Annotated in this window: 28 protein-coding genes; 21 read left to right on the forward strand and 7 right to left on the reverse strand. The window is 51.4% G+C overall.

What is annotated here, in order from left to right:
• Positions 1-57 precede the first annotated feature (57 nt).
• The 12 genes from ACERY3_RS19690 (at position 58) to ACERY3_RS19745 (ending at position 5,310) form a co-directional block, all read left to right on the forward strand.
• Positions 58-570 (forward strand): DUF4234 domain-containing protein, encoded by a 513-nt coding sequence (locus ACERY3_RS19690; protein ID WP_373226333.1) that lies wholly within the window; start codon positions 58-60, stop codon positions 568-570.
• A gap of 82 nt (positions 571-652) precedes the next feature.
• Positions 653-874 (forward strand): hypothetical protein, encoded by a 222-nt coding sequence (locus ACERY3_RS19695; RefSeq protein WP_009652443.1) that lies wholly within the window; start codon positions 653-655, stop codon positions 872-874.
• Between the two features lie 55 nt (positions 875-929).
• Positions 930-1,163, forward strand: a complete 234-nt coding sequence (locus ACERY3_RS19700; RefSeq protein WP_373226335.1) for a DUF905 domain-containing protein — start codon at positions 930-932, stop codon at positions 1,161-1,163.
• Between the two features lie 110 nt (positions 1,164-1,273).
• Positions 1,274-2,095, forward strand: coding sequence for a DUF932 domain-containing protein (locus ACERY3_RS19705; RefSeq protein ID WP_373226336.1), 822 nt, complete (start codon positions 1,274-1,276; stop codon positions 2,093-2,095).
• Between the two features lie 65 nt (positions 2,096-2,160).
• A complete protein-coding gene (locus tag ACERY3_RS19710; protein ID WP_373226337.1) occupies positions 2,161-2,637 on the forward strand; it encodes an antirestriction protein in 477 nt (158 codons plus the stop codon).
• 11 nt (positions 2,638-2,648) lie between these two features.
• A complete protein-coding gene (gene radC / locus ACERY3_RS19715; protein WP_373226339.1) occupies positions 2,649-3,128 on the forward strand; it encodes a DNA repair protein RadC in 480 nt (159 codons plus the stop codon).
• A 13-nt stretch (positions 3,129-3,141) separates the two neighbouring features.
• Positions 3,142-3,363: a DUF987 domain-containing protein gene (locus ACERY3_RS19720; protein WP_109845370.1), complete on the forward strand. Its 222-nt coding sequence runs from the start codon at positions 3,142-3,144 to the stop codon at positions 3,361-3,363.
• Between the two features lie 23 nt (positions 3,364-3,386).
• The gene (locus tag ACERY3_RS19725) at positions 3,387-3,746 is read left to right on the forward strand and encodes a type IV toxin-antitoxin system YeeU family antitoxin (RefSeq protein WP_373226341.1); all 360 of its coding nucleotides are present in this window, start codon (positions 3,387-3,389) and stop codon (positions 3,744-3,746) included.
• Between the two features lie 51 nt (positions 3,747-3,797).
• Positions 3,798-4,172, forward strand: coding sequence for a TA system toxin CbtA family protein (locus ACERY3_RS19730; RefSeq protein WP_115181124.1), 375 nt, complete (start codon positions 3,798-3,800; stop codon positions 4,170-4,172).
• A gap of 96 nt (positions 4,173-4,268) precedes the next feature.
• A complete protein-coding gene (locus tag ACERY3_RS19735; protein ID WP_115181123.1) occupies positions 4,269-4,646 on the forward strand; it encodes a TA system toxin CbtA family protein in 378 nt (125 codons plus the stop codon).
• Complete coding sequence (locus ACERY3_RS19740; RefSeq protein WP_115181122.1) at positions 4,643-5,134, forward strand: DUF5983 family protein; 492 nt, start codon at positions 4,643-4,645, stop codon at positions 5,132-5,134. Before ACERY3_RS19735 ends, ACERY3_RS19740 begins: the two co-directional genes overlap by 4 nt.
• Before the next feature lie 29 nt (positions 5,135-5,163).
• The gene (locus ACERY3_RS19745) at positions 5,164-5,310 is read left to right on the forward strand and encodes a DUF957 domain-containing protein (RefSeq protein ID WP_115181121.1); all 147 of its coding nucleotides are present in this window, start codon (positions 5,164-5,166) and stop codon (positions 5,308-5,310) included.
• A 119-nt stretch (positions 5,311-5,429) separates the two neighbouring features.
• Here the strand turns inward: ACERY3_RS19745 and ACERY3_RS19750 are convergent, their stop codons facing one another.
• The gene (locus ACERY3_RS19750) at positions 5,430-6,401 is read right to left on the reverse strand and encodes a glycosyltransferase (protein WP_115181120.1); all 972 of its coding nucleotides are present in this window, start codon (positions 6,399-6,401) and stop codon (positions 5,430-5,432) included.
• Between the two features lie 464 nt (positions 6,402-6,865).
• Here ACERY3_RS19750 and ACERY3_RS19755 point away from each other — a divergent pair, with 464 nt between their 5' ends.
• Positions 6,866-7,714 carry a DUF4942 domain-containing protein gene (locus ACERY3_RS19755; protein ID WP_373226344.1) on the forward strand — a complete coding sequence of 283 codons (849 nt, stop codon included), beginning with the start codon at positions 6,866-6,868 and terminating at the stop codon, positions 7,712-7,714.
• Positions 7,715-7,932: 218 nt separating this feature from the next.
• Positions 7,933-9,225, forward strand: a complete 1,293-nt coding sequence (locus tag ACERY3_RS19760; protein ID WP_319877029.1) for a hypothetical protein — start codon at positions 7,933-7,935, stop codon at positions 9,223-9,225.
• A gap of 29 nt (positions 9,226-9,254) precedes the next feature.
• Here the strand turns inward: ACERY3_RS19760 and ACERY3_RS19765 are convergent, their stop codons facing one another.
• Positions 9,255-9,434 carry a YlcI/YnfO family protein gene (locus tag ACERY3_RS19765; RefSeq protein WP_319877028.1) on the reverse strand — a complete coding sequence of 60 codons (180 nt, stop codon included), beginning with the start codon at positions 9,432-9,434 and terminating at the stop codon, positions 9,255-9,257.
• A gap of 128 nt (positions 9,435-9,562) precedes the next feature.
• Here ACERY3_RS19765 and ACERY3_RS19770 point away from each other — a divergent pair, with 128 nt between their 5' ends.
• From ACERY3_RS19770 to ACERY3_RS19785, 4 genes are all read left to right on the forward strand, one after another.
• Positions 9,563-9,859, forward strand: coding sequence for a SymE family type I addiction module toxin (locus tag ACERY3_RS19770; RefSeq protein ID WP_032660962.1), 297 nt, complete (start codon positions 9,563-9,565; stop codon positions 9,857-9,859).
• A 371-nt stretch (positions 9,860-10,230) separates the two neighbouring features.
• Positions 10,231-10,716, forward strand: coding sequence for a type VI secretion system tube protein TssD (locus ACERY3_RS19775; RefSeq protein WP_319877027.1), 486 nt, complete (start codon positions 10,231-10,233; stop codon positions 10,714-10,716).
• Positions 10,717-10,725: 9 nt separating this feature from the next.
• Positions 10,726-11,091, forward strand: coding sequence for a tlde1 domain-containing protein (locus ACERY3_RS19780; RefSeq protein WP_072051083.1), 366 nt, complete (start codon positions 10,726-10,728; stop codon positions 11,089-11,091).
• Positions 11,088-11,675, forward strand: a complete 588-nt coding sequence (locus tag ACERY3_RS19785; protein WP_319877026.1) for a hypothetical protein — start codon at positions 11,088-11,090, stop codon at positions 11,673-11,675. The genes ACERY3_RS19780 and ACERY3_RS19785 overlap by 4 nt, the downstream gene beginning before the upstream one ends.
• A 32-nt stretch (positions 11,676-11,707) precedes the next feature.
• Here ACERY3_RS19785 and ACERY3_RS19790 read toward each other — a convergent pair whose 3' ends face one another.
• The 5 genes from ACERY3_RS19790 to ACERY3_RS19810 form a co-directional block, all read right to left on the reverse strand.
• Complete coding sequence (locus tag ACERY3_RS19790) at positions 11,708-12,151, reverse strand: acetyltransferase (RefSeq protein WP_319877025.1); 444 nt, start codon at positions 12,149-12,151, stop codon at positions 11,708-11,710.
• Positions 12,152-12,216: 65 nt separating this feature from the next.
• Positions 12,217-13,263: a class I SAM-dependent methyltransferase gene (locus ACERY3_RS19795; protein ID WP_319877024.1), complete on the reverse strand. Its 1,047-nt coding sequence runs from the start codon at positions 13,261-13,263 to the stop codon at positions 12,217-12,219.
• Between the two features lie 85 nt (positions 13,264-13,348).
• Complete coding sequence (locus ACERY3_RS19800) at positions 13,349-14,287, reverse strand: GlxA family transcriptional regulator (RefSeq protein ID WP_047059676.1); 939 nt, start codon at positions 14,285-14,287, stop codon at positions 13,349-13,351.
• Positions 14,288-14,476: 189 nt separating this feature from the next.
• Positions 14,477-14,956, reverse strand: coding sequence for a hypothetical protein (locus ACERY3_RS19805; RefSeq protein ID WP_023309865.1), 480 nt, complete (start codon positions 14,954-14,956; stop codon positions 14,477-14,479).
• A gap of 1 nt (position 14,957) precedes the next feature.
• Entirely contained in the window at positions 14,958-15,719 is a 762-nt protein-coding gene (locus ACERY3_RS19810) for a transcriptional regulator (RefSeq protein ID WP_373226348.1), read from the reverse strand.
• Positions 15,720-16,425: 706 nt separating this feature from the next.
• Between ACERY3_RS19810 and ACERY3_RS19815 the strand changes: the two genes are divergently transcribed.
• The 3 genes from ACERY3_RS19815 to ACERY3_RS19825 are packed head-to-tail and all read left to right on the forward strand — an operon-like array spanning position 16,426 to position 18,396.
• Positions 16,426-17,028: a LuxR C-terminal-related transcriptional regulator gene (locus tag ACERY3_RS19815; protein ID WP_182931373.1), complete on the forward strand. Its 603-nt coding sequence runs from the start codon at positions 16,426-16,428 to the stop codon at positions 17,026-17,028.
• Positions 17,029-17,081: 53 nt separating this feature from the next.
• Positions 17,082-17,666, forward strand: coding sequence for a fimbrial protein (locus ACERY3_RS19820; protein ID WP_032661969.1), 585 nt, complete (start codon positions 17,082-17,084; stop codon positions 17,664-17,666).
• Positions 17,667-17,718: 52 nt separating this feature from the next.
• Positions 17,719-18,396 carry a fimbria/pilus periplasmic chaperone gene (locus ACERY3_RS19825; protein WP_319877021.1) on the forward strand — a complete coding sequence of 226 codons (678 nt, stop codon included), beginning with the start codon at positions 17,719-17,721 and terminating at the stop codon, positions 18,394-18,396.
• Positions 18,397-18,400 lie beyond the last annotated feature (4 nt).

Here is an 18,400-nt window from a genome sequence, read left to right on the forward strand (position 1 = left end):
TCCCCATATCCACCCCACTCATTTTTATCAACCCACGGTATAACAAGGAAAATCCCAATGACCGACATTTCGACACTCAGCCAGCGACTGGCGACGCCAACCCTGCATTTTGTTCTGCTCACCGTCGCCACCTGCGGCATCTGGCCGTTACTGTGGCTGTATAAAAAGCAGGATATTATCAGCGACACCACCGGATATCCGGTTTGCGGCAACCTGTTTATCATCTGGCTCGCCGTCTGTTTTGGGCTCGGACGACAGTTCGGCGTGATGGCCTCACCGGACCTGGCGGGCTACGACACGGGCAGCGATACACTGCTGGCCTTAAGCGGCATTCTGTCGCTCGCCTGCGGCGTGATGTACATCGTCTGGGCCTTTAAGGCCAGAGCAGCACTGCGACACTATGCGCTGAACACCTTCCGGTTTGACCTGAAGATGAATGCGTTTTATACCGTAATTTTCAACGTCTTCTACATTACATACTGCATCAACGATATGCCGCAGGCACTGGCGAAGCACCGCATTATTCATGGTCAGGCCCCTGTGCCGCCAGAATCTCCGTCACCGCAGTAACGCTGCTCTCCTCTTATTATCCGGCCGGGGCATTCCTGTGTGCCCCAGATTCATCCGGATCCCCCCTCTGAGATTTGACCCAATGACATTACTGAAAATCGTGCTCAACACCCTGCGTCAGGTGCTGACATGGTGCGCCAGCAGCAGGGCACAGCAGTTTGTGGAAGACCACTTCCGCGAAGAAGGCTATGACGAAGACAGTATTTACATCGCCAGACAGGCGGCAACCCTGCTCGCAGGTGCCTTAATCACAGCGCTCATGGAACAGATACTGCAGCTTATTGCCACACACTTAACCCACTGATGCCCTGCTCACTGAGCGGGGCATTTTGTTTTATGTCATTCATCAGGAACTGAATATGCAAGCCACTGACGATACGTCGTTACCACCAGGGCCATTCACCCGCCGACAGGCTGAAGCCGTGGTCGCGCTTTACCACAATGTCACTATTGAAGACGACCAGGGTACGCACTTTCGGCTGGTTATTCGCGACAGCGAGGGGACGTTAACCTGGCGGGCGTGGAATTTTGAAGCCAGTGCCGGGGAAGGGTTCAACCGCTATCTGCTCAGCCACGGTATCCCCCGGGACTGACACACCACAGGCCTCGCCCGGATACCAGCAACACCATCAGGCCATGTTCCCTTCGGGGAGCATGGCTTTTTTGTTTATGCCGTTCAGTCAACCAACGCAGGAAATTAACAATGAGACTAGCCAGCCGCTTTGGGCGGACAAACCAGATCCGCCGAGACCGTCCCTTAACCCGTGAAGAACTGATGCAGTACGTACCCAGCGTCTTCGGGGAAGACAAGCACGAATCCCGCAGCCCGACCTACACGTATATCCCCACCATTACTCTGCTGGAGAACCTGCAGCGTGAAGGATTCCAGCCCTTCTTCGCCTGTCAGTCACGTGTTCGTGACCCTGACCGCCGGGAGCACACCAAACACCTACTCCGGCTGCGTCGTACCGGTCAGATAACCGGCCAGCAGGTTCCCGAAATCATTCTGCTTAACTCGCACGATGGCTCCAGCTCATATCAGATGCTACCAGGGCTGTTCAGAGCCATCTGCACCAACGGACTCGTCTGCGGACAGTCGTTCGGTGAAATTCGTGTACCGCATCGTGGCGATGTGGCAGGGAAAGTGATTGAGGGCGCTTACGAGGTGCTCAGCGTCTTTGATCGGGTGGAAGAGAAACGCGACGCCATGCAGTCGCTGCTGTTACCACCACCCGCACAACACGCCCTGGCGAACGCCGCACTGACCTACCGTTTTGGTGAAGAACACCAGCCGATCACCACCACGCAAATACTGACGCCACGCCGCTATGAGGATCGTCAGGACGACCTGTGGACCATTTATAACCGCATTCAGGAATCGTTGTTGAAAGGCGGGCTGAGCGGACGCACCGCACAGGGAAAACGTACTCACACCCGCGCGGTTAACGGTATTGATGGCGACGTGAAACTCAACAGGGCGCTCTGGGTGATGGCCGAGAACATGATGGATTTACTCAGCAAATAACCACCTGCACCACGTCACCGCAATCAATCCCCATTCAACATATTCAGGTATAAGGAAAAACGCAAATGAACGACAAGACACTACCGCTGTTCACCCCGGAAGCAACCGTTCCTGTAGCGACTAAACAGCAGATTGCCGCTACACAGGTCACCGATGAGAACCGCGTCAGTTTCTGGCCGCAGCACTTCGGCAGCATACCGCGGTGGATAATCCTCGAGCCGACTGTCTTCGCGTGGATGGACCGCTTCTGTGCGGACTATAGCGGCGGCATCTGGCAGTTTTACACGCTCAGCAACGGCGGCGCGTTTATGGCCCCGGAAGCGAATGAGGATACTGATGAACAATGGTCGCTGTTCAACACCCTGAACGGTAACGGCGGTGAGCTCAGCGCTGAAGCCGCCGGGATCGCCGTCTGTCTGATGACATACAGCCACCACGCCATGCGCACCGAATGCGATGCCATGACGGAGCACTATTACCGTCTGCGGGACTACGCGCTAAACCACGCGGAATGTAACGCCATTATGCATATCATCGACTGAGGCCAGACGCGATGAAACAACAGCTACCGTTGTTTGCTGTCGGACTCCCGCCGTCGGCACAACACACCATCCGGGAAGCCCTGACCCTTCTGGAGCGCCAGTTACGCGAACCCGGCGCGTCATTTACCTCCAGCCATGCCGTCCGCGACTGGCTGCGTCTGCAGCTTGCCTCACTGGAGCGCGAAGAGTTTACCGTGCTCTTTCTGGATAACCAGCATCGCCTCATTGCTTACGAAACGCTCTTCACCGGCACCATCAATCATACGCAGGTCCATCCACGCGAGGTGGTTAAGGCCGGTCTGAAGCATAACTGCGCCGCTGTCATTGTGGCTCATTGCCACCCGTCAGGGCTTGCCGAACCCAGCAATGCAGATCGTCAGGTCACTATGCGTATCCAGCAGGCGCTGGAGCTGGTTGATATCCGCCTGCTGGACCATCTGGTTGTCGGTGGCATGGAGATCGTCTCGTTTGCAGAGAGGGGCTGGCTTTAAGGAGAAAATATCGATGAAGATTATCAGTAAACGCCAGGCGATGGCGCTATACCGCCAGCACCCGCAGTCCCGGCTGTTTCGCTTCTGTTCCGGGCGTTATCAGTGGTCCGGCAGCGTCTGCCACTACGCAGGGCGGGAGGTGCAGGATATCCGCGGTGTGCTCGCCGTCTTCGCTGAACGCCGTCAGGACCGCAACGGCCCGTATGTCGTATTACGCAGCGTGACCCTGAATTAACTCAAATTTAAGGAAGGCTAAAAATGTCGAATAAAATACCGCCTGTAAACCACGATATCGTCGAACCCTGGTGGGGGCTTAAACGCGATATCACACCCTGTTTTGGCGCACGCCTGGTGCAGGAGGGCAACCGTCTGCATTACCTGAACGACCGCGCCAGCATCACCGGCACCTTCACCGACGCGGATTTACGCCATCTCGATCAGGCATTTCCGGTACTGCTCAAACAACTGGAGCTGATGCTGCTTTCCGGTGAGCTTAATCCCCGTCATCAGCACTGCGTCACCCTGTATGCAAAAGGACTGGTATGCGAAGCCGACACCCTCGGCTCGCATGGATACGTCTATATCGCAATTTATCCGACACCAGCCACAACCGCATAAACCTTCTTACTACTTACCCTCGTTCTTACCCATCAACAAAGAGATCCAACAATGAGAATTTATCCTGTTTCCGCAAAACGGGCCGCTGAGATTGGGCGGTTATCGCATGTATCACCGATTGCCGTGTGGCAGCGCCTCCTGACATATCTGCTGGAACGTCACTACGGTCTGACACTTAACGATACGCCGTTTGGCGATGACAGCGCAATTCAGGAATGCATTGACGCCGGTGATTCGCTGGTTGACGCCCTGAATGAGATGGCTGAAGACTGCGACCTGGAACGCACTGATAATCGGGGAAAATCACTTCTGTTCAGCTCGTCGCTGCTCACACCCACAGATATCCTGAGCGCCCAGAACGCGGTGGGTCTGGCCGGTAACAGCGCCACCCTCATTATCAGCGGTCAGTCGTCATTCGGCAGCTAACGCCCCCCGTCACACCGCCGTCTTATAGAGGCGATCCGCCGCGCCAGTATCCGTTGTCGTAACGGCTGGCGTTTCTCTGTTTACGGAGTAAAACCAATGCAAACCCAACCACAATCTCAAACGCGGGAGGCACCGACACGCCCGTCTCCCGTGGATGTCTGGCAGCGTCTCCTGAGCCACCTGCTGGATCGTCACTACGGTCTGGCGCTCAACGACACACCTTTCGGCAACGATGGCGTGATCCAGGAGCATATCGACGCCGGTATTTCACTGTGCAACGCCGTGAATTTTATTGTGGAGAAATACGACCTGGTACGCACCGATCGTTGCGGTTTCAGCGCAGAAACACAGACGCCGTTTCTCACCCGTATCGATATTCTCCGCGCCCGCAAAGCCACCGGGCTGATGACCCGCAACGGCTACAGGGCCGTTACCGATATCACCACAGGCAAATACCGCGAGGTGCAGCAATGAAGTTATCCCTGACGGTAGAAGCCGACGCCATCAACGTTCTGGCCCTGAATACGGGCCGGATCGCCGTCGATATTGACGGCATTGAACTGTCTGCGCTGATCGATGTGGTCTGTGACAACGGGTATTCACTTCGCGTTGCTGACGAGCCAGGCAAGCTGGTAGTGGAAGATCCACTGCCGCCCGTCGCCCACGTAAACTGCATCCAGTGCAGCACCGCGCATATCACGGCGGAAGACAACACTCTGTTGTTTACCCTTTCGCACCAGTATGAAGACTTTGGCGACCAGGAATGGATTTCGTACACCGGATCGGGTTATCTGCTCTACCTGGGCGCGTGGTCATTTCCGGTCTTACGGCTCAAACGTCTCGGCCTGTCGAAAGCCTGCCGTCGGTTAGTGGTGACGCTTATGCGTCGCTACGCCGCTGGCATTGTTCATCTGGATGCCTTTGGCGAAGTGCTGCCGGACTTCGCTACGTTTGACTGGTAGCTCAACCTCAATTGCCACAAGGAGAACACATGTCGGAATTAACCACTGAAACTGCATTGCAGATCCTGAGCGACTGGCTGCAAAACAACATCGACTGCGGCACGATGCTCATCTGCGACTTCTGCAACAAACCAGAACGGATTAGCCACCGAACGGTACTCGTCACTCGCGTATGAGTGCCAGCCCTCACCGGCTGGCGTTTTTTAGCGATGTCGCGCAACAGCGTCAGTGGGTGCCCGGTATGGCGATTAGGGTGCGTCGTCTGCTGCGGTGCAGAATTCGCGAGATCCACCGGTTAACCTTGCGCCTTCGACACAACGGCGGAGAAGTAAATTTTACGAACCAGCTTCAGAAGGAAGAAAACATCGCTCAGGCTGCTTATACCGGGCAGTAGCTGGCGAAAGGATATCCGTGTGCAAAAACTGACACGCAGCGCTGGCTGGTGACTGACTTTGCGACGGTACAATCCGAGAAAATGGCGGCACTCCACCAGGGCATGTCTGACCAGTGCGCGTCGGGTAGCGCGCTGTAGCTGTTGTTCGCTCAGGGCGAGAATATCGGTTATGACGTCAATATAGCTGGCCGCGCGGATATCGTAATAATCCGGGCGGTGGGTAATGGACGCAGGATTGCTGATGTAGGTGTAGTCCTGGCGGTCGGAGAAATAAAACCGACCGTTTCCGGCGGCAAGATGGAGGGTCCAGAGAATGTCTTTGTGGCTTTTCCCTTCCTGGAACCGCAGGTTATGCTCGCGGATATACGCCGAACGGGTGAGCTGCAGCCACAGGTAATGCGGCCATTCCTGCTGCCTGACGCAATGGCGTATCCACTCCCGGCCAGTGAGCATCTGCCCGTATGACTGTTTCAGGTGTACGGGGGAGCGCTGATAACCGGTACTGTCGGCCCGCCAGCCATTGAACACGGCAACATCGGCCTGAGCTTCATGAGCAGTTCGTAGTCGTTCCCGCAAAAAGCCGTCGGCAATCCGGTCATCGGCATCCAGGAACACCACCCACTCGCCGCCGTGCACCGCCAGCGCGGCGTTACGTGCGGCATACACGCCCTGATTTTCCTGATGAATAAGCATCAGCCGCTCATCGGTGATGCCGCCGAGTATGGTCCACGTTTCGTCGGTGGAGCCATCATCCACGACTATCACCTCCATGCTGAGCGTCTGCTCGCTAAGGAGCTTATGCACCAGGTGGCTGATGGTGGCCTGCGCATTGAAGGCCGGGATAATGACGCTGACATCAATTTCAGGCTTCATACCGGGCTACGCTTTCCCCTGGCTGTCATCTTTCTGATGCCTGACGGGGAGAATGTGTTTTTCCCTGATTTCCTGCTCGGTATCAAATAAGCACTCGTCACAAAATTCTGTATCGAGTCCGAAAATCCGGTCCAGAACACACCTTTTCTTATTACAGCGTGCGCATCTTTTCATCACATCATCCGTTACGTTATTTCACTGCCGTGTTTTCAGGGCAAAAGGCGGTCGCTCCTCGTCAAGACAGGAAATGAATTGATAAACAATCAGTTAAATTCGTTTTCGGGATTGTGGCACAGGGATAACCAGGCTGAATAATTCATTTTGCAGATCAATTTTCGAAAATCGATCGGTTACATCGATCGATGGTTGCGCCCCACTGTTTTACCTGCCTCCTGTGCTCCTGATGGACCCACAACACTTGGCCTGCACTCGTTGCGGGCCTTTTCTATTTATGGAGATTTACTATGCAGACTGAAACCGAAGTATTAACCGACCATACCGACGTGATTTGCTCTACCAGCATTGAGCGTATCGTCACCGGGCGTAATGCCGCGCTGATGCAGATTGAAGTGCTCATGCAACAACTTGACGATGTCTCGACGCTGACCCGCAGCATCGGCGGCAAAAGCGCGCTGGACTGGGCCATGAAGCAGGATTTCCGCTGCGGCTGCTGGCTGATGGAAAAAAGAGAAGCGGCGATGAAAGCAATTACCCGCAATCTCGATCGCGGTATATGGCGGGATTTGATGAAGCGATCAGGGATGCTTGCCATCATGGACGCTCAGGCGCGTGACCAGTGGTATAACAGCCTGGAAAAGGACGACATTCCAGCCATCAGTGAAGTAAATATTCTGAGTACGTTCGAGCAGTTGCATCTGAATAAAGGTGAGGTGTTTGAGCGCGGCGTCATTAATGTATTTAAAGGGTTGAGTTGGGATTTCAAAACGAATAGCCCCTGCAAGTTTGGAACAAAAATTATCGTTAGCGGGCTGGTCAAATGCGACCGGTGGGGATTTGGGCTTAACTGGGGCTGGCAGCGTGACCGCCTGGCTGACCTTGAGCGTATGCTGATGCTACTGGATGGAAAACCCATCCCTGACAACCGCGCTGACGTTACTCGTCGGTTAGGTGATCACATCCATGCGAATCGGCACAGCACCCGGTATGAAGATGAGATGTTTGCTATCAGATACTTTCAGAAGGGAACAGCCCATATCAGCTTCAAACGACCTGAGCTGGTCGATAAACTAAATGACATCATTGCTAAACATTATCCTGGAATGTTACCTTCACAATCTAGCGCCACGAATTGATTACAATCGCTATTTAGCCCACATTCCCCCAAGTAAAACCATTTGGGGGTGCTTATGGGGGTTAGTCATTTATCCAACACGAAATATCAACATTTAATCAATAAGTTAACCACCTTATACGACTCCTGTGATCTCCGCCAAAAATGATTTGTATTTCCCCACCCCATTTATTTATTACTGCTGTTACTATTCACATTTTCTAACCTACAGGATTAAAAATGAATGATATAATAAGTAATATTCGTAATGAGCTTGAAATAACCTTACAAGAACTTGATTCAAAAATCCCCAGCACACAAGCACTAAATATTGCCCATAATAATTGGAGTTTTCCCGGTGTTTCTAAACAAGAACTCATAAATCAAACCCAAGAACTCATTGATATCATAGATGCAAACAAAGAATGTGAGATAGATCAAAGTTACGAAGAATTATTGGCAGACTATTTACCAAGGTTACAAAGATTAAATACACTAACTATACCTAATATTTGGGGAAACGGAAACCAAGCCTTACCTGCATTTCAAATTACTATTAACTACCTTGCAAAAGCACTTACAACAGCATTAAATAAAAATCATAGCGCTGCTATGAGAGATTTATTAAAAAAGGTTAGAACATTAGAAGCAAGAATAAAAGACCTTGAGCCTAGAACTGATAGTTTAAGAACGATGGTTACACGAATAGAAGAAGCTTACAACGCAGCAGATCAGCTTCCAACGGATTTAGAGTCGCTTAGTGAAGCCCGGAACAAAATTAAAGATATTCTACAAAATGCCACCACCGAACATGCGCAAATAAATATTATATTAGATAAAAGCACTAATATTGAGAATGATTTAGAAACAAAAAACACTACAGCAGAAAGTATCCTAAAGCGTTGTGAATCAGCTTACTCTGCAGCAACTACAGTAGGTTTGGCTGCAGCCTTCATTGAGCGCTCTAAATCACTTTCTAATTCGATGTGGGTATGGGTTTCTGGGTTAATCATTTCCTTAGGTATAGGAAGTTATTTTGGCGCTAATCGTTTGCATGACCTGTTAAAAGCAACATCAGCTCCAGATCCGTCTATCACATTAATTTCCACAAATTTTATTTTGTCAGTACTATCTATCGGTGCACCAGTATGGTTTTCCTGGTTAGCAACTAAACAAATCGGACATAGATTCAAATTATCTGAAGACTATGCTTTTAAAGCCTCAGTATCTAGAGCCTATGAAGGTTATCGAAGCGAAGCTTCAAGGATTGATAAAAAACTAGAAGTGAAATTACTTGAGTCCGCTTTAAACAGGATTGATGAATTACCTCTTCGCCTCGTTGAGGCAGAAAATCATGGAAGCCCGTTCCATGAGCTTCTTTCATCTGAAACTGTAAAAGAAGCATTAAAAACAGTTCCAGGATTTGTTGAAAAAATAAAAAACACCGCATCCGAATCAATTACAACTTTCGCAAACATGAAAAATACACAAACAGCTAGCAATGGAAATATAGCTGAAAAAGAAAGTGCATAATTATAAAGGCCTATTTTTTGATTAGGCCTTTATTTCCTAATGTTTTTATTCGTGTTAGCTAAATATAGTCTGCATGCATCTTTTACCCAACGACTAAAATTCCCTTTCCCTGCCGCCTTCTCAATCTGTTCCAAAAGCTCATCCTCGAACCGGATGTTCTTCATCGTGCTCTTTGTGCGGTCAAAATTTGGTTTCTTTTTTTCTTGCATGGTAGGTACCACTTCGGTTGGTTTATCTGCCTGTGGTACCTACCACACGGATTCAGAATTCTAACAACGCCCAGCAGTGTTGGTGCACTAAAGGGCATCTAACCTCACCAACTATCAAGGAGTTGATTATGGCTGATTCGCATTCTACCCCAGACACCGACCAATCAGGAACCGAGCGTTCGTTAATTGTGGGATACCGCCCGAATGTTTTCGACAAATCCACGCCGAAAATCATCCTTTCCGGCAAGTGGCTGCGCGCGGCAGGTTTTGATACCGGACAGCAGGTCACGGTAAAGGTGATGAAAGGGTGCATCGTTCTGGTGGCGTATAACGAGCAGGAGCAAAGGATTCTGGACGATTACAAACGCACTAAAGCAAAGTTATGCCAGATCGAGAACACGCTGGCGAGCCTGCAATTATCATAACCGTTCCCGCTGTTATCAAGTTGGCTGCTGGGCATGCAGCCAACATAAAACACATTATGGAATGCCAGATTTCTTCCATAACATCCAAAAAGCAATCGAACCCAACATGTAATGCTAACTTACAAGTTCAATATTTGATGACATTCATCATTTCAATACCTGATGCTATTTTAAGTTAGCATTTCTCTTACGATGGCAACGAAATCATAATTCAACGTTATAATCTTTAAAAACCCATCTGAGAAACTTATACGTCGCAAAGAGCAATTTTAAGTCCCACTTCCATATTTTATTTTCTATTTTGAAATGAAAGTCACAATTTAAATCCATAATGAAGAGTAGTTTCCCTCAGTCTATAAAAGGAGATTGAGATGGCTATCCCTGTTTACTTATGGCTCGAGGATGATTCAGGCCGGAGGATTAATGGATCTGTCGATATAAAAGATCGCGAAGGTTCAATAGAAGTGATTGAATTTATGCATTCTATAGAACAGCCTATAGATAAATTCCCCGGAAAAATCACAGCAAAACGCATTTATAGTACCTATGCATTCATGAAAGAGATTGATTCATCATCCTCTTATCTATACAAAGCCTTGTGCACTGGACAAACACTAAAAAAAGCTGAATTCATATTTTACAGAATCAACTATAACGGACTAGAAGAGGCTTACTTTAAGACAACTTTAGAAAACGCAAGAGTTGTTCAAATTGAACCTATCATGTTTGACATTAAACACCCGCAAAACGAACACTATACACACCATGAATATGTAGATCTGACATATGAAAAAATCACATGGCACTACATTGATGGAAACATCATTCACTCTGATACCTGGAAAGTGCGCGCTTAAGGAGAAAGTATGTCCTGGGAATATGATGTAAAAGAGCATAAATTTTATCTGGATGGTGTCTACCAATTTGATGCAGATTACGCAGGAGCAAGTGGTTACAAAAACGATCCGTCACAAGAATGTGTAAAAAACAGCGGACCGCTGCCACGAGGCACCTACACTATTGGGTCCCCTCATAATTCAGCCCACACTGGGAAATATACTCTCAGCCTCACGCCCTACTCGACAAATGATATGTGTGGTAGGGACTCATTTAAAATACATGGTAAAAGCAGTTTGCACCCTGACGACTCTTCAGAAGGCTGCATCATTGCTCCTCTGAGTGCCAGAAGGAGTATCTGGAAAAGCAACGATACGGTATTGATTGTCAAATGAAGCATTTATTTTGTTTATTGCCATTACTCGTTGCAGTCAGTTCGCATGTCTCAGCAACTGAAATGACCGGCTTCGCGACCCGGTATTACGATGAAGACGGATCGCGGACGGAAATTCCTACAACAGTGCCCCTTTCCCCAACCATCACTATAGGCAAGCAAGCCGTACGAATGGAGATTACTCACCTGTCAGATATCTCCAGCACACCAGTTAACAAAGACAGTTCCGCACGCTGGGTCTGCCTTCATGACGACGATGACACGAATTACTGGTTCATTTCCGATAACGAAATGGGTGCAGGATTGTTAACTGCGCTAGTCATAGCCAGGGATGGCATCCATAAAGAGTGTGCTAACACAACGGAACCTGTCAGAGTCTCAGTCGCTAATGTTCCATTATTAAATGCGACGCATGGCAATTTAGTCGCATTGTTCGGCAAGAAAGAGATCGCCAAAAAGAAAGCGATGCTTTTTTATCAGGAGACGCCAGTACAGAATGGATTCATCCAGAGTAATACGGTCTCTTATTACTTCGATGGCGAAAAAGTGCGTGGCGTAATCATCGGGCAAATTACCAGTAACTAGCTTGCAGACTCCCTCTCCAGAGGGAGAGGGCGTTAAACCTGCCCACCCAACCGCATATGCAGCAACGGAAACGGATTCCCCTGCCCGTCCAGTTCCGAGCGTCCGACCTGCTCAAACCCCATATGGCGATAAAATCCCACACCCTGCGGGTTCTGCTCATTCACGTCCACTTCGTTCGCACCAAACTCTTCGATGGCGTGCTGGAGCAGCAATTTCCCGACGCCCTTCCCGCGGCTCGTGTCATCAACAAACAGCATTTCAATGCGGTTTTCATCCACGCCTAAAAAGCCGTGAATAACGCCTGCGTCATCGCGAGCGATCACGACCTTGAGGTTAGGCAGATAGGCGTTAAGCAATAGCGGGCGCAGCGCCGCAACATCGCTTTCCTGCAAAAAGTGATGGGTGGCGCGGACGGAGGATTCCCAGATCGCAACCAGACGTTCGAAGTGTGTGGGAAGTGCGGTTTCAATTTTCATGGGGGGATCATGATTGGAAAACCGAACTATTTCAAGCCACGCTTTGCGGTCTGTTCCCCCTCACCCTAACCCTCTCCCTCAGGGAGAGGGAACTGACCGTGCGGTTTGTCATCCCCCACCCTAATCTCCATCACCGCGTACACCCCATCCTTCGGCACCACCACGGTGACGTTTTCCACCGGCACGCCCGCCGCGAGGTGAATATCCTGCAGCTGCTGTAACGACCTCGGGTAAATATCCTCCCAGCCGATACCCCGCAGAACAAAGTCAATTTGCGGGCTGCTGGTCAGCATGTTCGACACAATCACCGCGCCGCCGGGCTTGACCAGCCGCAGCGCGCGCTGGAGAAAAATCACCGCATCGGTATCGTTGAAGTATTCGAAAATCCCCAGCGCGTCGACCAGTTCGGCCTGGTGCTCGCCCAGCTCCAGCAGCAGGTCCTCGTTACGCACCAGCGTATGGAGCAGGTTGCGCCTGAGCAGCGTCAGCTGTTCGCCCACCACAATCCCTTCCTGCGCCGCCATGGTTTCGGCCCAGCTGAGCGCCACAGGGTCTTTGTCCACCAGCGTGAGATATACACGCTGGCCGTCGAGCTTTGCTTCGCGCAGCGCCTCCAGCACCGGAATGGCGGCACCGCTTGCGAGGCTAACCCAGTTATTTTCACTTTCGTTGTGAATGTACTTATCCACCAGCGCGGCCAGCACCCTGGCGCGGGATCGCACGCCAACCGCATCGTTAGCGTGGATAAACCACTGGCGGCTGTCGCTGTCCATTTTCGTGCCGTCGGGCAGGCGGTCCTCCAGCGGGTTTTGCACCACAAACAGCGCCAGCGCGGAGGGCACCAGCCGGGTGCGCCACGCGGTGAGCGCCGGGCGGTTGCGGAAGGCCTGTTCGGAATAACGGTTCTGCGGGACAAGCACGGCCTGCCCCCCTTCGTCGTATTCCACCCTCGGAGGCCGGAGCGCTGGCTCGGCTTTCAGGGCGCGGTCAAGGGAGGCGATCTCACGGGCAGCGTCGTCTTTCATCGGCCACTGGTCGCTGACGTCGGGAAATGACGCGCTGAAAATCGTCATATTTTCCGGTGCATCGCCGCGAAAAGGCTGCCAGTTCATGTCGTCTTCCCTCCGTTAGGCTTTTAACGGAAGTCTATCCAGGCGAGCCAGTAATACCCTACGAAGAAAGCACGAAATAGGTGCATCAGTTCTGCGACGTGCGCCATACCCCCGGCGTGCAGCCGTACTCGGTCTGAAAATGACGAATAAAGTGGGCGCAGTCGCTAAACCGCATCCGCCGCGCAATATCCGTCACGCTTTGCTGAGAGTTTTTCAGCAGCCAGCAGGCATAGCGCAGCCTGGCGCTGCGAATAAATTCCCGCGCCGTTTTGCCAAACTCGGCGTGAAACAGGCGGTTAAGCTGGCGTTCGCTCAGCTTAACGTCCTGCGCGAGCCTGGCGGCGTTCAGCGGGTGAGTCAGATACTGTTCGACAATCGTCACCGCCCTGCGAAGCCGTGAATCAGGGATCATGGCGATATTCGCAGGCCGCGGCGTGGCGGCGTCATGCGGAGGAAGGGACAGCCGCCGGGAGGTGGTGGCCGCAATGTCGTCTCCCCCGTGGGCGCGGATCAGCGCCGTTACCAGGGTGAGCGTTGAGATCCCGCCCGGGCAGGTCAGCACATCGCCTTCGTCGATAAAATCGAGGCCTTGCTCAGCATAAACCTGCGGAAAGCGTTGCGTGAAAACGTCATGGTGATGAGGATGAATCGAGGCGCGGCGCTCGTTCAGTAGGCCTTCCTCCGCCAGAATAAAGCTGCCGGTACCAATACCAATCAGAGGAACGTTGTTGTGATAAGCCTCCGTGAGAAACGCTCTGTCGCCACGGTGTCCCTGGTGAAGATGCTCCAGACCTCCGCCGATCGCCGCAATATAGTCGAAGTCGCCGGGCGGCGCATGGGCGGCCTCAGGCCGCACGCTGAGCCCTGAGCTGCTCACTATCGGTAAGTCGGGATAAGTGCTTATCAGGCTGAGTTTAAAGCGTATTTTCTGGCTACGCTTCTGGACGCTGGATGCAATACGTAACGCCTCTATTAATCCTGAATATGCGAAAAGCGAGAAATGGGGCCACAGGAGTAAACCCATATGCAGGGATTTATTCCGTGCAGGCGTCATTCTGACGCTATCATCAATTATATTTTTCATTAACTTGCCGAAGAATAATTACATTATCGCAACATTATTGTTGCTGTTATATTTTCCTAAGATAGGTCCTGGCTGTTAAATCAAGCATAAATGATGCCCGCAAAAACTTAAAAACATTTCTCCCTGTCGCTATCCGTTTTTTGACGTGTGGCACACATAGGTTGGCAGCGTCCCCAGAATAAATAAATAATTCTCATTCTGCTGTTTCTTAATACGCATATAAATATTCTTATTCGGATAGATAAAAAATAAGGGCTCGTACTTCTCCAGCCAGCTGTCGCTGATGTTGTCGTCCGGAAATTTCATATTGCGTATGGACGTTAGATTATAGACGCTGTCTTTGCGTTCAATCTGAAAGAAAACTTTGCGATTCAGGGTCTTCGTGGGATCGCTTTTCAACCGGCCATTCATGCTGAGTATTCCGCTGTTACCCTCCACGGTGTAATTCAGCCACAGAGAGAGCGTTTCATCACGGTGATGCTGAATAAAGTTCGCCTGGCAGGAAAAGGGCTGGATGTAATGGCGATGCCAGAGGTAATACGCCGCCACGACAGCCCCCATCAGCAGGCACAGGCAGAGCGCAACAAGCGTTTGACGGTAGCGAACCATACTAGCGATCCTCTATAAAATAATCGGACATACAGCGGTTGGGTTCCGTCATCGGCCTGTCACAGCGAATGACCGATGCGCGAGGCAGCAGGATGTAGCCGCTGACGTACACCCAGGGATAGTTCGCGCACTGGTCCTTAAACGGGGCGGCATAGGCCAGGGCTTTATCCCGGTCGCGCTGCGTTTCAATATCGCGAGAAAAATAGAGCTGGCATTCGCCCATCTTCATCGCGAAGCGATACCCGTCGACGAAATAGCTGTCATGCAGCAGGTTATGGCTGATAACGCTCACGCCAGCCAGCATCAGCAATAGCACCAGCGCGCCCGGCAGCCAGAAGCGGCGTGTCGATACCGTCCGGGCGACGGTTTCTTCGGCGGCATCCGGAGCAGCACGTTCTTCCTCTTCAGCCTGCGGCTGCGTCTCTTTAACGGTGATTTGCGTATCGCTTGCGAGCGTCAGTCCAATGCGCGGGATAGTGACAATCGGATCGGTTTCAAACCCCACTTTCTTCAGCCCCTTACGCAGAATAGAAATATTCTGGTAGTAGGTATTAGGCGAAACCAGCATCCCCCGGCGCTGCCAGACAATATCCATGCACTCCTGTTGAGTCACAATACTTCCGACTCTTTCTATTAATAACAACAAACAGCGCCCCGCCGGGGAATTTAATACCACCACCCGGTCAGGATTGTTGAGATCGCGTAATGTGCTGGCCGCTGGATGAAACTCTACCAGGCCATTAATAATGTAATGCTTATGCATAGAATGGGCTAAATACCTCCGGTCAACGCCTGTTGCTCCAGTAGATTCCCTTCACGGTTAACCTGCGTATCCCTCGCCTGTGTAAGGATTAATGTGACGGATTAATGCGCAACTGTATATCCTGGCGCCTGGCGAAAAATCTTATTTTTCCTTTCTCTTTATCTGACCGGTCTGAAGTTTTCTTAACCGCCATTTAAAGCCGTCTTGACACTGACAAAACTCGACAAAGGCGCCCGTTGAACGCTTTAGCCATCATTGTCTGAATTATTCAGCGCGCTTAATTTGTTTTTTTAATAAAAAGCAGAGAGGACGCGCTCTGCCAGCGGGTTTCGAAATTACGACCAATTCGAAAGCTGTCGTCTTAATTAACAATTTCGGTGCGAAACTGTTAGCCACCGTCAGTAACAACCCGCGTCGCATGACGTCCCCAGACTATTTCCTTACAAAACATTTATTAAAGCCAACTTTTCAATAAAAACTACCGGTATGATTATTTACAGGCAAATAAGCAAAAGCCGGTTCAGCGAGGAGAAATTGACGCTACACCTAAACCGTACTTAAAACAAATTAAGATTAATTCAGGTTACCTCTTTTACGCCCTGAGTATAGTGGGCTCACACCGTGCAATGCTTAATTGCTTCGAAAATACAGGCATCGTTCTGCCAGACAGACGAGTCTCATTACAATTATAAATCGAGGGAATGACATGGCGAATAAGCTCAACAACACACGTCATTTAAATGTCGCGCTATTGGGTGGAGATCACTTTGCGCGCCAGGGGATCGCCGCGTTATTAAAAAATATTGTCCCGGCTATGCAGATTACAGCATCGATCGATAATTACGCGGAGATCGAAACGATACTCGCAGCCGCACCGGTAGACGTGATTTTTTTATCCGGCATGGAGAAATATCACGCGGGATATGACTGCCTGAAATATATCAGGAAGATGAAAGTACTTTATCCCGACGTACTTATTTGCATGTATTCCGCACCGGCAAATTCCTGGCTGTGGATACGCGGTGAAATAGACGCCTATCTCTCGCTGCAGGACCCGCTTTATCACTGGCGAGCCAGCGTATTAAAAATGGTCGATAGCCGTTATCGCCCACTAAAAAAACCCACGGCGTTATCGCTGACGCCGGGTGAATGGAGGGTATTGAAGGAACTGCGAAAGGGTCTGGATATGCGTTACATCGCCGAAACAGAGCAGCTTTCTTACCGTCGTGTCAGCGCGTTAAAAAGCTCAGCGATAAGAAAACTCGGGCTCAGGAACAAGACAGATTTGCTGGTCTTTTTAACCAGTTAGACCTGCTGCTTTCAGAGCAAATCTCGACATAACACCATAATGGAATCAGGACAATGAAAGCTCAATTCAATAATAAAACGCTGCTCGCGATCGCTATTGCGGCATTACTGCCAGCGGGCACGGCCCTGGCTGCCGGCACCAGCGGCGGCACGGTGAACTTTAGCGGCAAAGTGGTGACCTCCGCCTGCGCCATCAGCGCGGGAAGCGCCAACATTGACGTGGACATGGGTGAAGTGCGTACCGCAACGCTGAAGACGGCAGGCAGCGTTGCCAGCACGGCAAAAGCGTTTGCCATCACCCTGGAAGATTGCGAAATCGCCGATACCTCAGCCTCTACGGATGAGAACCCGATTGCCGCCACAACCGTGGCCGTCACCTTCACCGGCACGCCGGACACTTCCGATGTGAATAGCTTGTCCGTCGGGGCAAACGGCAGCGCCAACTCTGCGCAAAACGTGGCTATTCGCCTTTATGACGAGCAGGGCAACGTGGTGAACCTGGGTGAACCTGCGGCGGCCATCCCTCTGCGTAAGGGTGCCAACACCCTGAACTTCAGCGCGAAATATTACTCGCCGAAGGGCGGCGCCACCGCGGGTGATGCCAGCGCCGTCGCAACCTACACCGTGACCTATTCGTAATCCTCAGGCCCGGTCTACGGCCGGGCCTGTCTTAGCTTTCAGGAGAAACACTATGCGCGTAAACACATGGATTTGCCTGGCGGGCGCGTTATGTTCCTCCGCCGTCTATGCCGGCGGCGTGGGGCTGGGCGCAACGCGAATGGTCTACTCCAGCGCCACCAGCCAGGCCATGATGCAGGTGAGAAACACCCATCCCGACGCCACGTTCCTCATCCAGTCGTGGATGGAGAATGAGAAAGGCGAACGCACCAACGACTTCATGATCACGCCGCCGCTGTACGTCATGAAGCCGGCCAGCGAAAGCGCGGTGAAAATCATGTTTAACGGCAAAGCCCTGCCAGAGGATCGGGAGACGCTCTACTGGATGACGGTAAAAGCCATCCCCCAGCAGGCGAAAAGCGGCGCCGGGAATACGCTGCAGTTTGCCTCGGCTAACCGCATCAAGGTCTTTTATCGCCCGGAAGGACTCAGCGAGACCCCGGGAGAGGCGTGGAAAAAGCTGGCCGGTGCCTATCGCGCCGGAAAAGTCACGCTCAGCAACCCCACGCCGTACTACCTCACCACCATCAACGTGAAAATTGACGGTATGCCGGTGCAGCCGGTGATGGTGCCCCCGAAAGGCAGCGTGACCCTGGCCGAAACCTTCAGCCATGCGGGCAGCATGAGCTATCAGACCATTAACGATTACGGGGCATGGACCCCCGCCACGCGCGCGTCGTTATCCCAATAATAAA

This window comes from Enterobacter cloacae complex sp. ESBL7 (assembly GCF_041679625.1).
Taxonomy (GTDB): domain Bacteria; phylum Pseudomonadota; class Gammaproteobacteria; order Enterobacterales; family Enterobacteriaceae; genus Enterobacter; species Enterobacter asburiae_B.